Annotated in this window: 16 protein-coding genes; 7 read left to right on the top strand and 9 right to left on the bottom strand. The window is 66.7% G+C overall.

Going from position 1 to position 17,913, the window contains the following annotated elements:
* Nucleotides 1–21 precede the first annotated feature (21 nt).
* Complete coding sequence (locus M2163_RS04645) at nt 22–609, bottom strand: hypothetical protein (RefSeq protein WP_280854354.1); 588 nt, start codon at nt 607–609, stop codon at nt 22–24.
* Between the two features lie 279 nt (nt 610–888).
* Complete coding sequence (locus M2163_RS04640) at nt 889–1,878, bottom strand: Lrp/AsnC family transcriptional regulator (RefSeq protein WP_280854355.1); 990 nt, start codon at nt 1,876–1,878, stop codon at nt 889–891.
* Between the two features lie 203 nt (nt 1,879–2,081).
* On the opposite strand from M2163_RS04640, the gene M2163_RS04635 reads away from it, so the two are divergent.
* From M2163_RS04635 to M2163_RS04625, 3 genes are all read left to right on the top strand, one after another.
* A complete protein-coding gene (locus tag M2163_RS04635; protein WP_280854356.1) occupies nt 2,082–3,437 on the top strand; it encodes an MFS transporter in 1,356 nt (451 codons plus the stop codon).
* Nucleotides 3,438–3,527: 90 nt separating this feature from the next.
* Complete coding sequence (locus M2163_RS04630) at nt 3,528–4,763, top strand: amidohydrolase (protein ID WP_280893118.1); 1,236 nt, start codon at nt 3,528–3,530, stop codon at nt 4,761–4,763.
* 26 nt (nt 4,764–4,789) lie between these two features.
* Nucleotides 4,790–5,254, top strand: a complete 465-nt coding sequence (locus M2163_RS04625; protein ID WP_280854358.1) for a hypothetical protein — start codon at nt 4,790–4,792, stop codon at nt 5,252–5,254.
* 333 nt (nt 5,255–5,587) lie between these two features.
* On the opposite strand, the gene M2163_RS04620 is transcribed toward M2163_RS04625, so the two are convergent.
* The 3 genes from M2163_RS04620 to M2163_RS04610 form a co-directional block, all read right to left on the bottom strand.
* On the bottom strand, nt 5,588–5,938 hold the full coding sequence (locus tag M2163_RS04620; protein ID WP_280893117.1) for a hypothetical protein: 351 nt from the start codon (nt 5,936–5,938) through the stop codon (nt 5,588–5,590).
* Between the two features lie 408 nt (nt 5,939–6,346).
* Nucleotides 6,347–6,673: a hypothetical protein gene (locus M2163_RS04615; RefSeq protein ID WP_280854361.1), complete on the bottom strand. Its 327-nt coding sequence runs from the start codon at nt 6,671–6,673 to the stop codon at nt 6,347–6,349.
* Nucleotides 6,674–6,803: 130 nt separating this feature from the next.
* Complete coding sequence (locus M2163_RS04610) at nt 6,804–7,145, bottom strand: hypothetical protein (protein WP_280854362.1); 342 nt, start codon at nt 7,143–7,145, stop codon at nt 6,804–6,806.
* 241 nt (nt 7,146–7,386) lie between these two features.
* Here M2163_RS04610 and M2163_RS04605 point away from each other — a divergent pair, with 241 nt between their 5' ends.
* Entirely contained in the window at nt 7,387–8,277 is an 891-nt protein-coding gene (locus M2163_RS04605; protein WP_280854363.1) for a helix-turn-helix domain-containing protein, read from the top strand.
* 1,567 nt (nt 8,278–9,844) lie between these two features.
* Here the strand turns inward: M2163_RS04605 and M2163_RS04600 are convergent.
* On the bottom strand, nt 9,845–11,047 hold the full coding sequence (locus M2163_RS04600; protein ID WP_280854364.1) for a hypothetical protein: 1,203 nt from the start codon (nt 11,045–11,047) through the stop codon (nt 9,845–9,847).
* Nucleotides 11,047–11,331: a hypothetical protein gene (locus M2163_RS04595; protein ID WP_280854365.1), complete on the bottom strand. Its 285-nt coding sequence runs from the start codon at nt 11,329–11,331 to the stop codon at nt 11,047–11,049. Before M2163_RS04595 ends, M2163_RS04600 begins: the two co-directional genes overlap by 1 nt.
* A gap of 837 nt (nt 11,332–12,168) precedes the next feature.
* Here M2163_RS04595 and M2163_RS04590 point away from each other — a divergent pair.
* The 3 genes from M2163_RS04590 to M2163_RS04580 all read left to right on the top strand — a co-directional run bounded on the left by M2163_RS04590 (nt 12,169) and on the right by M2163_RS04580 (nt 15,433).
* Entirely contained in the window at nt 12,169–12,444 is a 276-nt protein-coding gene (locus M2163_RS04590; RefSeq protein WP_280854366.1) for a hypothetical protein, read from the top strand.
* 186 nt (nt 12,445–12,630) lie between these two features.
* Entirely contained in the window at nt 12,631–14,037 is a 1,407-nt protein-coding gene (locus tag M2163_RS04585; RefSeq protein ID WP_280854367.1) for a helix-turn-helix domain-containing protein, read from the top strand.
* Between the two features lie 115 nt (nt 14,038–14,152).
* Nucleotides 14,153–15,433 (top strand): IS256 family transposase, encoded by a 1,281-nt coding sequence (locus M2163_RS04580; RefSeq protein WP_280854368.1) that lies wholly within the window; start codon nt 14,153–14,155, stop codon nt 15,431–15,433.
* A gap of 403 nt (nt 15,434–15,836) precedes the next feature.
* Here M2163_RS04580 and M2163_RS04575 read toward each other — a convergent pair whose 3' ends face one another.
* Entirely contained in the window at nt 15,837–16,706 is an 870-nt protein-coding gene (locus M2163_RS04575) for an IS5 family transposase (RefSeq protein WP_280892845.1), read from the bottom strand.
* A 258-nt stretch (nt 16,707–16,964) separates the two neighbouring features.
* Nucleotides 16,965–17,816: an IS5 family transposase gene (locus M2163_RS04570; RefSeq protein WP_280854369.1), complete on the bottom strand. Its 852-nt coding sequence runs from the start codon at nt 17,814–17,816 to the stop codon at nt 16,965–16,967.
* Nucleotides 17,817–17,913: the final 97 nt, after the last annotated feature.

Genomic DNA, 17,913 nt, shown 5'->3' with positions numbered 1-17,913 from the left:
GGACGTCTCCCACCGAGTTGGTCAGGGGGGCGAAGCAGTCCCTGGCCGCCGCCGTGAGCAGCGCAAGATCTGTCCCACCGAGGTGCAGGCTAGGAAGGGACAGCGGGCCTTGCAGGGGCCGTAGCCGGGCAAGGCGTGCTGGACCAGGGCCCATTGGTCGAGGTGGGTGCGGTCAAGGTGTGCCGCCGCGCCGCGCTGCCAGCGGTTGTCGTGCTGAAGGCATAGCCGGGTCGTGGGGTTGCCGGCCGGGCGGTCCGGGCAGATGCGGCAGCGCCCGTAGTCGACCCCCCGTGCGGCGAGGAGAGGCGTTGCGGTGTTCATGAAGGTGCGCTTGGTCTGGCCGGTCTGTTCTGCCTGTTCCCATTGCAGGTACTGGGTGCCGCACAGGTTGTGGCCCACCCGGCGGATGCGCTCGCAGCCCTCGACAGCGCACTGCCAGGCGAACACCGGATGCTGCGCCGGGACATAGATCAGGGTGTCGCGGAAGAGCGGGTCGAAGCCGGGGGCCTCGATCAGGGCCGTGAGCAGTTCGAGGCGGTCACGGCCGATACGGGGAGCGTCGGCGCGGCCGGGCAGCAGCGTCAGCGGGATCGCGGCCGTTGCCCCCATACCTGCTCCAGCGCCGCGGCGAAGACGGAGTCGTGAACGTCGACATGGCCGTAGACCTGCTCGACGGTCGCGGCTGAAGCCCAGCCACCGGCATCCCATGCGATCAGCGCATTGCTTGTCTGGCCGGATCCGGCCGAGGCGGTGCCCCCTTCAAAAGGATCTCCCTCTTGGTGGGTTGGGGCCGCCGCCCTGGGGTGTTCCAGCTTGGCGGGCCAGAAGCGAGCTGCCCGGGCCGTCCTCCGGCACGGGTGGCGATGTGTCACGGCGGAGGAATCCGTTTCAAGCCCTGTGCAGTAGGCGCCCTTCTTGGTCGAAGATCACGCCGATGCGTTTGGCACAGCGGAGCACCACGCTGCGGTCGACGACTTCGACGTCGGGCAAGTGGCTCTCAATGGCGGCTTCAAGCCGGCCGACCTCAGTGAGATCGCGCAGCCAGAGGGCGATGATGACGTTGTTGGGCCCCGCGATCCGAAAAGTCCCGCGAATGTCCCGGAGGGAATTGAGCCGTGGGCTGATGGTGGCGGCCGTCGCGGCAGGGACGCGGAGGAAGAACCAGGCGTAGATGGGCCTCCCGATCGCGGCGGCCTGCACCTCGGCGCGCAGCGTCACCCGGCCCGTCTGCAGCAATTCCCGGACCAGGTCTCGGACGCGGCGGGGGCTCAGTCCGGTCTGGTCGGCGATCGAGGTCGTAGCTGCGCGTGCATCGCTGACGAGCGCGGACAGCACGGCGCTCTCATGGGACGTGAACGGACGGGTCACCTCGATCGTGGTGCGGGTGATGGGGCGCAGCCTGGCCTGTTCGGCATCGGTCAATACATTCAGGCGCCAGTTCGATCCCTCTCCGATGATCTCGGACACCAGATGTGTCCGGATGCCGCGGACGTGGGCGAGTCCGCCAAGGCGTTCGAGGAGGTAGTTGGTGAGGCTGTGCAGGTCCGGGGCGATGACGGTGAGCAGGAGGTCGCGCCCGCCCGAGGTGATGTCGATGGTGATGCACTGCGGGTCGTCCAGGAGTTGTTCGGCGATCAGCAGCGGCTGGCCGGCGCCGTCGATCTCGACGATCGCAAGTTCCTGCTGCCGTGCCGCCGCTGAGGTGTAGGCGCACGTCCAGGCGACGCCGTCGCCTCGGAGGCGTTCCCACCGCCGCGCTGCCGTGACCGGGTCGATCCCGAGCACCGTCCCGATGCGGGTCCAGGAGGCCCTGGGGTCGATCTGAAGCGCATGGACGATTCGCTGATCGAGTTCGTCCAGGAGGGCGGAATGCTGCACGAAGACGGCCTCTCTGGATCAGATCCTGCAATGCGATGCGGGGATCGCGGCAAGCGAACGATCCTTTGCCGGTCTCATTCGCCCCATCGAACAGGGAGAGTGCCGTTATGTCCAGTAGTACTTCCGCCTCAGAAGTCGACGGACCAGATCGCCTCACACCGCCGCCCCACCCGGCACGGATCGCCTCAATCGTCGGCTTCCTGGTGTTCACGGAACTGGCGTCGGGCATCGCCCAGGGATGGGTCATCCCGTTGCTGCCCAGTTTCGTAGAGCGGTACGGCCGTAGTCCCGCTGACGCGAACTGGATCGTCGCGACGGCGCTGCTGTCCACCCTGATCTGTGTGCCAGTGTTGGCCAAGCTGGGAGACGTGTACGGCCATAAGCGCATCATGCTCGTCGTCGTCTCGGCCGTGGTCGTCGGCTCAGTGATCGTGGCGGTCGCTCCCACCTTCCCCGTCCTGCTGCTCGGCCGGGCTCTGCAGGGGGCGATCTCAGCATTGCTCCCGCTGGAATTTGCGATCGTGCGTGAGCGGGCCGGTGAGCAGGCTAACCGAGCCATAGGACTGCTCGTCGGCTCGTTGACCGTCGGTGCGAGTCTCGGTCTGCTGCTGGCCGGGTTGGCCCGCCAACACCTCAGTCTCGCCGCCACCCTCTGGATACCGGCCGTGATGATGGTAGTCATCGTGCCCTTCCTCGTCCGCCTCGTTCCCGAGACGACCGCGCGTCGCCCCGGTGGCATCGACTGGGCCGGCGCGGCCCTGCTCGGGGGCGGCCTGGCACTCTTCCTCGCCACGGTCGGCAACGGCAGTCGTTGGGGCTGGACGGAGGCGCGGACGCTGGCAGGGTTGATCGGCGGTGCGGCGCTGCTGGTCATCTGGGTGGCCATCGAAAGACGCGTCACGAACCCGATGGTCCCGCTCGACGTCATCTGGCACCGCGGGCAGCGGATACCCCTGCTCACCGCATTCGTCTTCGGAGCCCATCTGTTCGGAAGCTCGGCGCCCACCGCTTCCTTCCTTGGCACCTCCCCGCACGCGGCCGGCTTCGGGTTCGGGCTCAGCGGAACCGCCCTGGGCGCTTCCTTGACGGTGATGGGGGTCGCGATGACCCTCAGCGCCGCGATCGCCGCCAGGCTGGCAGAACAAGTCGGCCAGAGCGCCACACTTGTCGGCGGCGCGGTGATTTCGGCCGGGGCCTACCTCCTGACCGTCCTGACCCGACACGACCTCGCCTGGTTCCTCGTCTGGCAGGCCGGGCTCGGCATCGGCAGCGGACTGGTCGCGGCGATCCTGCCGGCCATCGTGGTGACGCGGGCGCCGCAAGACTCCGTCGGCATCATGTCGGGCCTTTACAACACCTCCCGCACCGCGGCGGGCTCGGTCGCCGGAGCGGTCTTCGCCGCCGTGATGTCGGCCATGGTGACAGTGCTGTCCTCGGGGCAGGCCGGAGTGGCGGAATCGGCCTACGTCGTCATCTGGAGCATCTGCGCCGTCTTGTCCGTGACGGTCGGGTTCCTCGCTCTCGCGGTAACCCGCTCACGTCGTGCGATCCCGGCCTGAGGCCCAGCGAATTCCGCGACCCGTCGGCGGTTTCCTTCATCATCGCCCCGCCGTTTCCTGCACCACTGATTCCCATAGAGGGAGACATACATGACAACGACCCGCAGTCATTCCGTCGACGCCGAAGAGGTGCTCACCCTCATCCGCCGGGCAGTGGACGAGCGGGCCGATCGCCTCATCGCGCTCAGTCACGCAATTCACGCCAACCCCGAGCTCGGCTACGCCGAACATGCCGCGGCAGCCCAGGTGGCCCAGGAGATGGAGAACGCCGGGTTCGCGACCGAACTCGGCGCGTACGGTATGCCCACAGCGATCGAGGCCGTGTCGGGTGCGGGCGAGCTGACCGCCACGATATGCGCGGAGTACGACGCGCTGCCTTCCATCGGGCATGCCTGCGGACACAACATGATCACTGCGATGAGCGTGGGCGCGGCTGTGGCCCTCGCCGAGGTGGCCTCCGACCTCGATCTTCGCGTCAAACTGCTCGGCACGCCCGCCGAGGAGCACGGGGGAGGCAAGGTCGACCTTCTGCGCGCAGGCGCCTGGGAGGATGCGACGCTGTCGCTGATGGCACACGGTGCCACCGGCCCTGACAGGCCCGCCGACGGATTCAGAAGCACCGCCGCCGAACGCCTCCAGGTCACCTTCACCGGTCGAGCGGCCCATGCGGCCGGAATGCCCACCAAGGGGATCAACGCGGGCGCAGCCGCGACGATCGCTCTGAGCGCCTTGGGCCTGCTGCGACAGCAGCTCAGTCCGAACGTCAACGTGAACGCCTACGTCTCACACGGCGGCGAGGCCAGCAACATCATCCCGGAGCGGGCGGAGGTCATCCTCGAGGTCCGTGCCTACGATCTTGAGGAATGGCGCGATCTGCGCCGTCGTGTCCTGGCGTGCTTCGAGGCGGGCGCGATCGCTACGGGCTGCACCTGGACGCACCGTACAACCGAGAATCTCTACGCACCGATGGTGCACCATCCTGAGCTCGCCGCGGCTTGGGATCGGGCCTTTGAGAGTCTGGGCCGCGTGCTGGACCGCGGGCAGCAGCAGGCGGGAGGGGGTTCCACGGACATGGGCAATGTCTCCCAGGTCGTGCCCTCGATCCATCCCGGGGTCTCAGTGCTCGGCTCGGACGCGGTGCCCCACACGGCCGCGTTCGCCGACGCCGCCGCGAGCCCCCAGGCCGACGCCGCTGTACTCGACGGAGCAAAGGCACTGGCACTCACCGTGGCGGACATCGCACTCGACAAGAGGGTGCGGTCCGATCTCATCGACCTGCAGAAGCGGCGTCCCGCTGGGGCGACCCGAACCACCTTGGACACTTGAGAGATCGTTCGGCCCAGGCTGGGGCGATGGTGCCGACTGCGTCCGATGACGACGAGACGAATGCCGCGCGGTCACAGCGGGCACCGGTCGACGCCGTGGCCGTGGCCGCAGTCGGCGAACAGTGTGGCCGGGGCGCCTCGCCGTGGCCGGCCACGTCAGGGCTCCCGGTCCAGCGTTGCCAGGAGCTGGATGACGTCATTGCAGATGCCGCCGGTCAAGGACACCGCGAGCGGAACGCCCTGGGTGTCTGCGGCCGGCCGACCAGTGAGATGGACGCCCGCGGCAAACACACCACTTTCCGGGAACTGCGGGCCATGGCTCCGGACCGGATCACCGTGGTGGTCACGCACCGGCTCGACAACGTGCGGATGGCTCACCGGGTCATTGTCCTCGACCAGGGGCGCATCCGCGAACAGGGTTCTTTCGACGAGCTCATCGCGACCGAGGGAAGTCAGCTGGGCGAGTTGTACGCCCTTGCCCAGGACCGCTGAGCACCACGGACATCGCGTCTCATCACGGGGCCGCGCCAGCCAGCGCGGCCCCGCCTCTCCCCTCACCCTTCCCCCGACACCGAGGACGCCCACCTTGTACGCGAGATCGGCGCCATCGTCGACGCAGTCGAGGCGTCCCCTACCCAGCACGAACGCGCCGTCGGCCGGCACGGCACGATGCCGGGACTCCAGCTGATCCACGGCGACGCCGTCGATTACCTGAAGCAGGCCGAACCTTACGACGTGATCTACTCGATCCACGGCTTCGGCTACATCGACCCGCACCGGCTCCTGCCGGCCCTAAGCTTCGCCATTAAGCATGAGATGGCGCAGCTAGCAGGCTCTCACCCACCAGATGGGGGTCCAGTCGATGTATCCGTGCTGTCCCGCGGCATCGGCTCCATAGGTACTTCCATCGGATCGCAACCACTTCACCCAAGTTCCAGGTGTCTGGTTGTTGAAGAACTCTCCGGGCCCGGAGAGTCCGATGGGTTCGTTCCTTCCGCATGCCGAGAAATCGAACCGATGGCCGTAGTTGTCCACTCCGCAAACGTGCCCGTAAGCGCAGGAGATGGTCGCGGGTTTGGCTTCGGACACCTGCGCCGTGCCGAGTGTCGCTCCTATGGCCAGGAAACTCGCGGCGAGAGCGAGGTTGAGCTTTCTACTGAGTTTGATCAACTGCATTCAGATTTCTCCTTGTTCGGGTGCTCGTGTAGGGACATCGCGCGAGGAGTTTGCGGAGCATTCGATGGCTCTTGCCCGTGAGCAAGATTGATCCGGTTCTTTGAGACAGCGGCTGGGTTGGTGCTCGGGTGACCGAGCAGGCCCTAGCCTTCGGCACCGCGCGGAGGGAGTCTTGTACGAAGGCGCAATCACGGCGGGGGAAGCTTCAACAGTGACTGCACTGATCGACCGGCCCGGCGAGTACATCGGCCGTCCGTCGGCCTCCTTGCGCGGCATCGTTATCCGCTACCGAGGCCACCGCATGGCGGGGCGCGGCCCACGCAGGTCGCCGTTCCCTCGGCGGCCGTCACCGTGCTCCTGGGATGGGGGCAGCCGCTGACCGTCCACAGGGGTCCGGAACAAGGGGTTTCACCAGGTCTGTGGCCTGCGATGATCGCGGGTCTGCAGACCGCGCCCATGCTGGCGGGCTTTAGGGGATCCGCATCTGCCGTCGAGATCGAACTCACTCCGCTCGGCGCATACCGGCTCCTGAACATACCTCTGCCCCACCTGGCGAAGACGGTTTGTCGGCGACTCTCCCTTCGGGCCGGGCCGGTACTCGACGACCGGCTCACTGGAACCATCGCCCACCGAGGTGCGGTGGAGGGTAATGCGGCTGCCGGACCCGCCGGGCGAGGCCGTCAGCTCCGCGTCCGGACGGGTGACGAGCAGGTGACCGGGGATGGTGGCCGGCACGGCGGATCCACTCCTGCTGCCGCCCCAGGCCGCATCCCGTCGGTCCGAAGGAGCCTGAGTCGCTGAGTGAATGGGAAGGGCCCGTCGGCGAATCGATGGGCCCTCATGCACGATCGAGGTCAGCAGCAGATCAGCAGGCTTTTACATACCAGATATGGGTCCAGTCGATGTATCCCGACACTCCCGAGCGGGCGAAGCCCGTTTCGTATCCATCGGCCCCGTACCAGTAAGCGGTAGTTCCAGGTGTCTGATTGTTGAAGAACTCCCCAGGGCCAGAGAGACCGATGGGCTGTTTGGGGCCGCACTTGTAGAAGTCGAAGCGGTTGCCAGTCCAGTCCACGCCGCAGACGTGCCCGTAAGCGCAGGAGATGGTCGCGGGTTGAGCTTCGGACACCTGCGCCGTGCCGAGCGTCGCTCCGATGGCCAGGAGGCTCGCGGCGAGTCCGAGGTTGATCTTTCTGCTGAAGCTCATGACATCCTTTCGCGCAGATTCATGATTGCTCGAGTGCATTGAGCTTTCTCCTTTTTCGGATTCTCGTTTAGGGACATCGCACGAGGAGTTCGCGGTGCACTGCCCGCGAGAAAAAGACTGATACCGACTCTTGAGACGGCGGCTGGGTTGGTTCTCAAGTGGCCGAGCAGGCCCTAGCCTCCGACCCTGAGCGGCAGGAGTCTTGTACAAAGGCGCAATCACGGCGGGGGAAACTTCAACAGTGACTGAACTGATCGACCGGCCCGGCGAGTACATCGGCCGTCCGTCGGCCTCCTTGCGCGGCGTCGTTATCCGCTACCGAGGCCACCGCATGGGCGGGGCGCGGCCCGCGCGGGTAACCCTTCCCTCGGCGGCCGTCACCGTGCTCCTGGGGTGGGGGGAGCCGCTGACCATCCGCAGCGGTCAAGGACAAGGAGCGTCACCAGGTCAGTGGCCTGCGATGATCGCGGGTCTGCAAAGCGCGCCGATGCTGGCGGGCTTCAGTGGATCTGCATCTGCCGTCGAGATCGAACTCACGCCGCTCGGCGCATACCGGCTCCTGTGCCTTCCTCTGCATTACCTGGCCAAGACGGTCATCGACCCGGACCACATCATGGGAGCCGGCTGGGCTGCGAACGCCACCGAACAGCTGGCCGCCGCACCGCACTGGCCCCAACGCTGGCAGATTCTCGACATCTTGCTCACCCGGCGGCTCAGCAACGGAACGACGGTCCCCTCACCGGCCGCCACCCATGCATGGAACCTGCTGCGTGATCGTGGCGGCGCCGCATCCTTACGCGAGCTGACCGCGGTCACCGGCCTCGGTCAGCGCCGTATACAAGGGCTGCTACGGGAGCACATCGGGCTGCCTGCTCAAACACTCTCCCGCATCATCCGCTTCCACCGCGCCCTGGCCATGGCATCGAGCGGCCTGGACTCGCTCGCCGACTTGGCCAGCCAGGCGGGATACCACGACCAGCCCCACATGAACCGAGACTTCCGAGCTCTCTCCGGTCAGACGCCAGGAGAACTGCTCGACATCATGCGCCGAGCACCAGCACGGCACAGCAAGGGACACCTCCAGTCCTTCAACGACTTCGGGCTCCACACCCCAGCAAGCCACCCTGCTTGAGACCGTGTTCGTGATCTACCGGGATGCCAGCCATGTGGTGCACCAAGTGCCGAAGTCTGGTCCTGGGGTCAGACCACCCCAGGAGCGGTCGTCGAGCCACACTTGTCCGGCATTGCTTCCTGTGATCACCAAGCGGGAGAAGGTACCGCAGCCCATCTCGCCGAGGACCAAGGTCCCCGTAACCGAGTAGTCGGCGTCGCCTCCCCTGCCCGGCCCCGGCCAGTCCATGAAGTGCGGGAACGGGGTCGCCAGGAAGCCCACGTGCAGACACTCGGCTCGAAGGTCGTGCAGGACCTCTTCGTCGTCTACTTCCTCTGCCAGGCGAAGGAGTCCGTAGTCCGGTCCCGCTCCGCCGCCAGCGACCGAACTCAGGAAACTTCGGTAGGAGGCGGGAAGTGTGACGCGGTGCAGCTGCTCGAATGAGCGGATCGTCTCCTCCGCCAGAGGCGGGTGAAGCCGGTACCGGTGGTGAGAGGCGCCGAAGCGGCGATGCTCGGGGTCTTCCCGAGCCATCACGGCAACACGCGAGCGCACCGAGGCGCCGTTCCAAGTCCCCCTCGGGGTAGCAGCGTCACTGGTCACGCCAGAACCGTACCCTCGCCCGGCCACACCCGGACCAATGGCTTGGGACCCGGCCGCGTGGCGGAACGGCCGCGGGTGAGTCGGCGGACCATGACGCCAATCATTGCCCATCGGATCATGGTCTCCGATCGGGCCGGCCTGGCCTCGTAATCCCGGGCCAGGCTCGGTGGGCGGTGAGCCATGAGAAGGTGCGTTCCACCGCCCACCGCTTCGACTGAGCTTGGAAACCGCGCTGATCGGGGTACTTCCGGACGATCTCCAACTCGCGGCCGAGAGTGTGAGCGGTCCAGTCAACCAGGCGGCCGACAAAGCCCTGGTCAGCCCAATCTTCCGCACGCCGGGGTGGTCGAGGCGAGTCCACAACAGCGGGTGCCTGGCACCGTCGCGGTCCGGGACGCTCGCCGGGTGGTTGCAACTCCATCGCGGCGGCTGACCTCGTGCCCACAGCAGAGACTGCCCGTGGCGGCCGACGTCAAGTCGGCTCTGCCTGGTCTGGCGAGTAGTGATCCGCCGCCTGGATCGCCCCTGTGACACCCCCGCGCCAGGCAGACCGGCGCGAACGTGGGAGGTTCGAGACCGAGCGGTTGGTCCGCGGCGCACACGTGCTTGCCGGCAGGCCGCTCGCAGGCTTCGCCGTCATGCATGGAGCACCAATGCCCTTGCTCGTCGCGTGGACTTGCCCCTTCCGTGGGCCAGGCCCTGCTCCTGGCTCGCGTGTCGGCTCCTGGCCGTGCCGGATGCTGGTGTCAGGGTCGGGTGGCTGCACCGGGGGCCGCGAGGCGTACCCTCGCTCCGGCCGGCACATGGACGGTGCAGGCGAGGTGTCCTTGTGCCTGCCCTGTGGGCCAGAGCAGGTCGCAGCGGAGGTCGACGTGCCGCCGGCCCGGCACTACCGGCACGCTCTCGTTGACGGGGTGGACGATCCCGTCAACGGTGAGCGTCCAGCAGGATGCCGGGCCGGGGACTTCGACGCGTAGCGTCGGTGTCACTCGAACCTCACGGACGACATGAAGTCGTTGAAGGTGTCGTCACCGTTGTCCGGCTGGTGGAGGACCTGGACCATACCCGTAGGGTCGGAGGCGGGGTTGTCACCTGCGAAGTTTCGGATGAGGGTGTAGGACTGCGGTCCGATTTTCACCGTGAGGTCGCCGTCCTCAGTGTCGTAGTCGTCCTCGCAGAACCAGTGGACAACCTTGTTCGGCGGCCCGATGAGGATCATCGAGCTGATCTCGTCCTCCAGCTCGATGTCGTTGGTGAAGATGTTGTTCTGGATGACCGTCGTGTCGTTGAGGACCGGCACCCCGTCCGCTGCCGCGAACGCGAAGTACGGGCTCGCGGTGACCCCGCTGATCAGGCTGTCGAGGTTCAGCAGGAACGCTGCGAAGTCGGCGAACGCCTTCAGCGTGGTCACCGTCTCCTGGAGGGTCGCCAGCGTCGACTTGAGCTGCTCGAGGCTTCGCAGCGGCGAGTTCCCGGGGACCATGAGGAAAACGAATCCGTCGTCGTCCCCGGCCTTGGGCTGGAAGTCCGCGTGCCTGAAGGCCGCGAGCAGCTTCGGGATCAGGAGTGCGGGGATCAGCACGGGGACGGCCGGCAGCGGAAGTGAATGTGTGAGGTCGAGGGCCTTGAGCGTGACGGTGGCGACGAGCTGGTAGTGGAGCGGGGCAGGTACCGGATTGGTCGTGGTGAGTTCGTCCACGGCGGGCTGGAAGGCGATGGCGATCTCGGTCCCCTTGACCTTGGGTACACCGCCTTCGGTGAATGGAACGCCTTTGCTGACGTTCCACTTTTCTTGGGCGAGCGGCTGGCCGTTCTGGTCCTGGACAACCCACACCACCTCCAGCTGGACCGGCACCTTGGTCTGGCTGAGCATCGGGATCGAGCCGGTCAGCTGACCGAGCAGGCCGTTGACCCCGGTGGCTGTGGGCGTGCCGGCCAGCGGCTGTCCGCCAATGATCGAGGTGCCCAGCCCGGCCGGGGTCAGCTGGCTCTCGGGCTTGAAGTCCGCGAACCTGACGTCCTTCGTGATGAAGGTCGCGTCGAGGGCCCCGTGCAGGATCTCCGTGACGTCGATCGGGCCGGGGAGAGGTTCGATCGTCGCTTCGACAAGGGCGCCCCCCGGGTGCGGTTTGACCACCGCCTGCAGCGTCTTCGCGAGGGATTCGAGAAGCTGTTGAGGTTCGGGCATCAGCCCACCCCACCTGCGACAGCAGCCTGCTGCAGCGAGAGAAGCATGTCTTCCCCGCTGGACAGCATGTAGTCGCCGACTTTGACGTCGATCTGGTCGTTGTGTCCCTCGTTCATGAGGAGCCGAATCTTGCCCGGCGCGTCGAAAGTGATCTTCCAGCCGTCGTTGTGCGCCGCCATGGTGTACGCCATGGGGATCTCGATGCGCAGGACAGATCGCCGGTTGATGTAGATGGCAGTGCGAACGGGCGCCGCTGCCGCTGCGGCTGGTGCGTGGTCGGCCACGATGAGCCGCCTCCTTCGCCAGAGAAATCGGGGCATCAGCAGCATGACCACCGCTCCGCGTCCCCTCCCGTGGCACGCGGGACCGTCCCTCCGTACGGAGCACGGCGCACAAGAGCGCTTTCGTCTACTCCTACGCTCCTGGCGCCTCGATATCGCTCGGTTGCCCGGCCTCGCTTGCCGTGCTTCGTTCCATCCGCCGCAGCAAGTGCGTGCCCGCAGAGCCGGGCTCCGTCGCCCTCCAGCGAGCTGGCGCCGTGCAGCCTGTCGAACCGACGCGCGTCGTGTGGATCGCCTCCGTGACTGCGGGCCCGTGCCGATCAGGACGTCTACCTGACCGGGAGACGGGCGGGCAGTCCGCAGTGCCCGAGTGCTCGTTGCCCGCGGTGGACGGGGGCTTCGCGGGGCACCTGCACGCGGTCGGCGTGCAATTTCACGTGATCTCGCAATTGCATGTTCCGGGGTGTGTTACCCCGGCATGCTGATCAGATCGACCCCGTTCACGACCGCATCGTTGCGTACGGCTCACACGGGAACAATTTTCACGATCGATTCCTATCGTTTGGCGATCGAATGTGACAGGAAAGTCTCTGCGATGGAAATCAGCCGTGTCTGACACGCGGCGCTACGGAAGCTGGGCAGATTTCTGAATTGACCGAAACGAAAGTCGTTCATCCTGGGGCGACCGACGATATAGCCGTGCGCGTGGCTTATGGGGCGATTCGCTTATCGCACTGTGTGTCGCTAGCTTCACCCTCAGGTGCGTGCGGGGCTTCGTACGCCGCGTCCAAACATTGTCCGAAGTCCCGCACGCTTGCGACACACACGAAGGAGTGCCCTATGGGGCGATCTACCCCTCGGCGCCGCCGGGCTAAACAGCCGTCCGGCCGGTTCGCGCATGACAAACGTAATGGGCGTAACGAAAAGTTCCGTTACGTGAACCGGTTTGGCAAGCGCGCGGCAGTCGCGTTCATCGCGTTGCTGTTCACCGGCTATCTGCTGATTTTCCAGCCGCCCATCGAGGTGACGGTCTCGCACGAGGCTGTCTATGCCTTCGGCGCGGTGCTGTCCGGCGCGGCCTTCAGGACCTTCCGCAGCCGCCGCGACCGGCGCTGACGGATACCGCCGGGCGGCCGGAGGCTGCATATATCCACCTCTCGCCACCCGCATCCGGCGGTCCGGTCCTGACGCCACCAGGACCGGGCCGCCGGTAGGCAACGTGTGACGAAACCCGGGGAAATTCGGCTGTATCAACGCCGCACTTCCCGCTCTGAACCCTTTTCGTTACGGGATGGACGAACCGTGCGTGATACATGCGAGTACTGCGGCTCCGCTCTCGCGGGCGGGCCGGGCAAGGGCCGGCCACGGAAGTACTGCGGGGATGCCTGCCGTCAGGCCGCTCACCGGCGGCGTCTGCAGGAGGGGAGCTCACCGGCTGCGGCCGCCTGCCCGGCCCCCGCACCCGCCGGGCCATCGGTTGATGACCGGCCGGCGCTGCGGACCCATCCGGCCCCGCGTCCCGCGCCCGGGCCGTCGGCCGGCGAGGACCTGTGCACCGAGATCGCCCGCGACATCCAGGACGGGGCCCGCGACCTGGCCCGGCTGCTGCCGTCGCTCGACGGGGAGGAACCCCTGCGGCGGATCGCCCAGTTGCAGGAACAACTGAACGGCTTGACCGCGGCCCTCGTGGGACGCGCCCGATACCGGCGGGTGACCTGGGCCACCGTCAGCTCCATCCTGGGCATCAGCGAGGACACCGCGCGCCACCGCTACACCGAGCGCTACATCCTGCGCCGCCTCGCCCGCTTCAACCGCTCCGACACCACCCTCACCACCCTCGCCGGCCTCTACCGCAGCACCGACTCCCCCGACACCCCGGGCGAGAACGAGAACGCGGCAGAGGCCGGTGACGCGGGCGGCGACCGCGGTGATGGCCCCGAACAGCAGTCCGCACCCGTCGAGTCCACCGGCGCCGCCTACAACCGGCTCTCCCCCATCCTGTCCATGCTGATCCGCACCGCCCAGCTCACCAACAAGGACGTCGCCGCCCGCATCGGCTGCTCCCCCTCCTTCATGTCCCGGATCCTGTCCGGCGAACGCGTCCCCACCTGGACACTCACCCGCAAGTTCGCCCAGGCCTGCGGCGCCGACCCCGCGGTCCTGCGCACCGTGTGGGAATCCGAGAAACTCAGCGAGAAACACCGCGAACCCGAACCCCAGCCCGACGAAGAGCCCCCGCCGGCAGCCGAACGGCTCCGCTGCGCCATCCAAACCCTGCACCTGCGCGCCGGACGCCCCGCCCCCACCGACATCGCCGTCGCCAGCCGCTGGCTCCTGCCCGCCAGCGCCGTCGCCTCCCTCCTCGAGGCCACCGTCCTGCCCCACCCCGACGTCCTCGAGACCTTCGTCCGGATCCTGGGCGGCGACACCGACCACTTCACCCAACTCCTGGACGACGCCCGCAACGAAGCCGGCGACAGCGCCCCCCTCCTCCTCACCATCCCCGGCGCACTGACACCCCCAGATCCTGCCCCCGTCGGCGCGGACGCCGTCATCAAGACCTTCAGCAAGGTCCTCACCGAAGACCAGACCGTCGAAGACGGCCGTGCCCGCCTCTTGCGCAAACACGCCACCCAACGCGCCACGGCCGCCGGCACCCCCACCCGGCCACGACCCCGCCCCCTCACCACAATCACCGAACTCCGATGATCCACCCCGGAGCCGCGCTTCCCCGCCGGCCTACACCTCGATGTAAGCGACCACCACCACGGGGCGCGGGACTGTAAGACGTTCGGTGTAACTCCCGATCATGGAAGATGCATCGATGACCAGTGAGAACGTGCCCCTATCCGAGGGTGTCGAGTCCTCAAGCGCGGTGTCGGCGAAGGCCGTTGACGACCAGTTGATCGACGAGCTGGTGCACCGGGCCCAGGCGGAGGGACTGCAGCTGACCGGCGAGGGCGGGCTGCTGCAGCAGTTGACCAAGCGGTTGCTGGAGTCTGCCCTGGAAGGCGAGATCACGGACCATCTCGGCTATGACAAGCACGACCCGGCCGGCAAGAACGGCGGCAACTCCCGCAACGGCAAACGCTCCAAGACCGTGCTGACCGATGTCGGCCCGGTGAGGATAACGGTGCCGCGCGACCGGGAAGGCGCCTTCGAGCCGAAGATCGTCAAGAAGCGGCAGAAGCGCCTGACCGGCGTCGACGAGATGGTCATCTCCCTCGCCGCGAAGGGCCTGACCACCGGCGAGGTGCAAGCCCACCTGGCCGAGGTCTATGGCGCCGAGGTCTCCCGCCAGACAATCTCGACCATCACCGACCACGTCCTCGAGGGCATGGCCGAATGGCAGAGCCGTCCCCTCGACGCTGTCTATCCGGTGGTCTTCATCGACGCCATCCACGTGAAGATTCGCGACGGCGCGGTCGCCAACCGGCCCATCTACGTGGCCCTGGCCGTCACCACCGAAGGCCGGCGGGAGATCCTGGACTTGTGGGCCGGCGAGGGAGCCAAGCACTGGCTGCACATCCTCACCGAGATCAAGAACCGCGGCGTCAGCGACGTGCTCATGCTGGTCTGCGACGGGCTGAAAGGTCTGCCTGAAGCGGTGGAGACGGTCTGGTCCAGGACGATTGTGCAGACCTGCGTCGTGCATCTGCTGCGGAACTCCTTCCGCTATGCCGCCCGCCAGGACTCGGACAAGATCGCGCGTCTGCTCAAGCCCGTCTACACGGCGCCGACCGAAGGAGCCGCCCTGGACCGGTTCGCTGAGTTCGCCGACGCATGGGGCAGGAAGTATCCAGCGATCGTGAAACTGTGGGAGAACGCCTGGGAGGAGTTCACCCCGTTCCTGCGGTTCGACACCGAGATCCGGCGCATCGTCTGCACCACCAACGCGATCGAGTCGGTCAATGCGCGGATCCGGCGAGCGGTCAAGGCCCGTGGACACTTCCCCAACGAGCAGGCCGCGTTGAAGTGCGTCTACATGGCGATCATGTCGCTCGATCCCACCGGCCGAGGCCAGGCCCGCTGGACCATGCGCTGGAAGACCGCTCTGACTTTCGACATCACCTTCGACGGCCGCCTCTCAGCAGTCCGCCAGTAGCCCCAACTACCACCAGTTACACCACTCGTTTGAGGTGCCCGGGCGGGTGGTCATGAAGTGCGGCCAGGGCCGCAACGGAACCCTATGGCTCCGCGCCGGCCGTACCTGGGTACGCATCGACGCCTGAGACCCGCGGCCGTCAGACCAGCGGCATGGCGCTTGTCAGGCCCACCGGTCGGCGGTCGGGGAGGCGCCGATCGCCGCCAAGAGATGCTGGTGCAGGGAAACGGCCCAAACCAAGCCCGCGTGGGCCGCGACCTCCTCAACGGATTCCTCACGGGAACCAGCCTCTCCCTCGGCCTCCCACCACCATCACCCTGAAGCGCCGACGCCAGTAACAACGGACGTGCGACGCCTGGAACAGCCGTCTCCCTCGCCTTAGAGGTCGTTTTCTCCCGTTGTTTCATCCCGGAATCTGCCGTTTGGTGTGCCGTGTCGGATCGCGCCAGGAGATGGTGTTCTCGCTGGTGAGGCGGCGGGCCATGAGATCGGTCATGGCGAGGTGGATCATGGCTTCGGAACGGACGGTCAGGGTCTCGTAGTCGCGGGCGAGACGGCGGTGGAGCATGAGCCAGCCGTAGGTCCGCTCGACGCTCCAGCGCTTCGGGATCGGGGTGAAGCCCCTGGTCCCAGGTGCGCGCGCGGTGATTTCCATGTCGATGCCGAGGGCGGCGGCGTGCTCCACGAGGTGCTGGCGGTAGCCGCCGTCCACCCACACTTTGCGGATGCCAGGGTGGTCGGCGGCGACCTGGTCCAGGAGCCAGGTCCCGGCGACGGAGTCCTGCACGCTCGCCGCGGTGACCAGCACGGCCAGCAGGAGACCGAGGGTGTCGGTGACGATGTTCCGCTTCCTGCCCACGATCTTTTTCCCGGCGTCGATGCCCTGGCTGGAGACATGAACGCTGGTGGAGGTCTTGACGCTCTGGGCGTCGATCACGCAGGCCGACGGCTCGCTGTTCCGTCCTTCCTTCTCCCGTAACAGTTGCCTGAGCAGGCCGTTGAGATGGGCGAACACACCTTCCTGCTGCCACTTGGCGAAGTAGCCATAGACCGTGTTCCAGTGCGGGAAGTCGTGCGGGAGATAGCGCCACTGGATCCCGGTGCGGTCCACATACAAGATCGCGTCCATGATGTCGCGCAGGTCGTGCTCGGGTGGCCGGCCGAAGTCCAGAGCCCGGCCGCGGCGCTCGAAGCGCCAGGCCGAGAGCACCGGCTCGATCAACTCCCAGCGGGCATCGGACAGATCACTCGGATACGGACGTCGCGACGGCATGCTTCCGGCGTATCGCCGCGGATCGGGGGGTTGCCAGGCGCGAAGCAACGGCGCCCGAAGCACACGGCCACGAAGACGGGGGCATCCTGGGATGAGACAGGAACGAGTCGCATCCCGCCCCGCCCGTCACCCCGCAGGGCCCACAGGACCCGACCACACCCACAGCCCCTTCCGCACCGCCACCCCGCACCCCGAGAATCGCCCCATACCTGTTCGAGGCAGATGAAAACGACCTCTTAGAGGGCATCTGATCAGTGTTCACGCTGATGTGAGTGGGATGTCTGTTTCGATTCGCCAGGTTGGTGTGGATTCTCCGGTCAATTCGCGGGACATTTTGTTAGCCATGACCCAGTGGATCATCGTCCGAGATCTCTGCGGGAGGGCTTCGTAGTCCCGGGCCAGGCGGCGATGCTGCATCAGCCAGCCGAAGGTCCGCTCGATGACCCACCGTTTCGGCAGCGGCTCGAACCCCTTGGCCCGGGGCCGCTGCACCACCTCAACGTCGATGCCCAGGCCGGCGCCGTGGTTGAAGATGCTGTTCTGGTAACCACCGTCGGCCCAGACCTTGGTGACGCTGGGATGGGCCGCGGCCAGGTCCTCAAGGAGGAGCTTGCCGCCGGTCGTGTCGTGCACGTTCGCGGCAGTGACCAGGACGGCCAGCACCAGGCCGAGCGTGTCTGTAATCAGATGCCTCTTGCGGCCTTTGATCTTCTTGCCGGCGTCGATGCCCTGACTGCTTTCGGCGACGTTTGCCGAGGTCTTCACGCTCTGCGCGTCGACCACGGCGGCTGTGGGCTCCGCGCGGCGGCCGTGTAATCGGCGAGTCTTGTCGCGTAACAGGTCGTGTACTTGCTGGGTGGTGCCGTCGGCTTCCCACTTCGCGTAGTAGTCGTAGACGGTCTTGTAGGGAGGGAAGTCGTGCGGCAGGTACTCCCATGGGATGCCGGTGCGGTTGACGTAGAGGATCGCGTTGACGATCTCTCGCAGATCATGCACCCGGGCCGCCGTTCCGGGGCCGGTCCGTCTCGCCCGCCAAGCGGTAAAGACCGGTTCGATCAAGGCCCAGCGGGCGTCGGACACGTCACTACGGTACGGACGACGAGCACTCACGCCTGATCCAACGACCACCAACAGCACCAGTCACAAAAACATCCCAGAGCACCAACTACCTACATCAGATGCCCTCTTACCGCGCGCACGGTGATCG

This window comes from Streptomyces sp. SAI-135 (genome assembly GCF_029893805.1).
In the GTDB taxonomy this organism is placed as follows: domain Bacteria; phylum Actinomycetota; class Actinomycetes; order Streptomycetales; family Streptomycetaceae; genus Streptomyces.
This window is presented reverse-complemented; position numbering and strand designations above follow the sequence as displayed.

What these genes read in the sequence shown, in the direction of transcription:
- M2163_RS04645 (WP_280854354.1), bottom strand. Translation starts at nt 609, where the DNA reads ATGGGGGCAACGGCCGCGATCCCGCTGACGCTGCTGCCCGGCCGCGCC.
- M2163_RS04630 (WP_280893118.1), top strand. Translation starts at nt 3,528, where the DNA reads ATGACAACGACCCGCAGTCATTCCGTCGACGCCGAAGAGGTGCTCACC.
- M2163_RS04625 (WP_280854358.1), top strand. Translation starts at nt 4,790, where the DNA reads ATGGTGCCGACTGCGTCCGATGACGACGAGACGAATGCCGCGCGGTCA.
- M2163_RS04620 (WP_280893117.1), bottom strand. Translation starts at nt 5,938, where the DNA reads ATGCAGTTGATCAAACTCAGTAGAAAGCTCAACCTCGCTCTCGCCGCG.
- M2163_RS04610 (WP_280854362.1), bottom strand. Translation starts at nt 7,145, where the DNA reads ATGAGCTTCAGCAGAAAGATCAACCTCGGACTCGCCGCGAGCCTCCTG.
- M2163_RS04600 (WP_280854364.1), bottom strand. Translation starts at nt 11,047, where the DNA reads ATGCCCGAACCTCAACAGCTTCTCGAATCCCTCGCGAAGACGCTGCAG.
- M2163_RS04590 (WP_280854366.1), top strand. Translation starts at nt 12,169, where the DNA reads ATGGGGCGATCTACCCCTCGGCGCCGCCGGGCTAAACAGCCGTCCGGC.
- M2163_RS04580 (WP_280854368.1), top strand. Translation starts at nt 14,153, where the DNA reads ATGACCAGTGAGAACGTGCCCCTATCCGAGGGTGTCGAGTCCTCAAGC.
- M2163_RS04575 (WP_280892845.1), bottom strand. Translation starts at nt 16,706, where the DNA reads ATGCCGTCGCGACGTCCGTATCCGAGTGATCTGTCCGATGCCCGCTGG.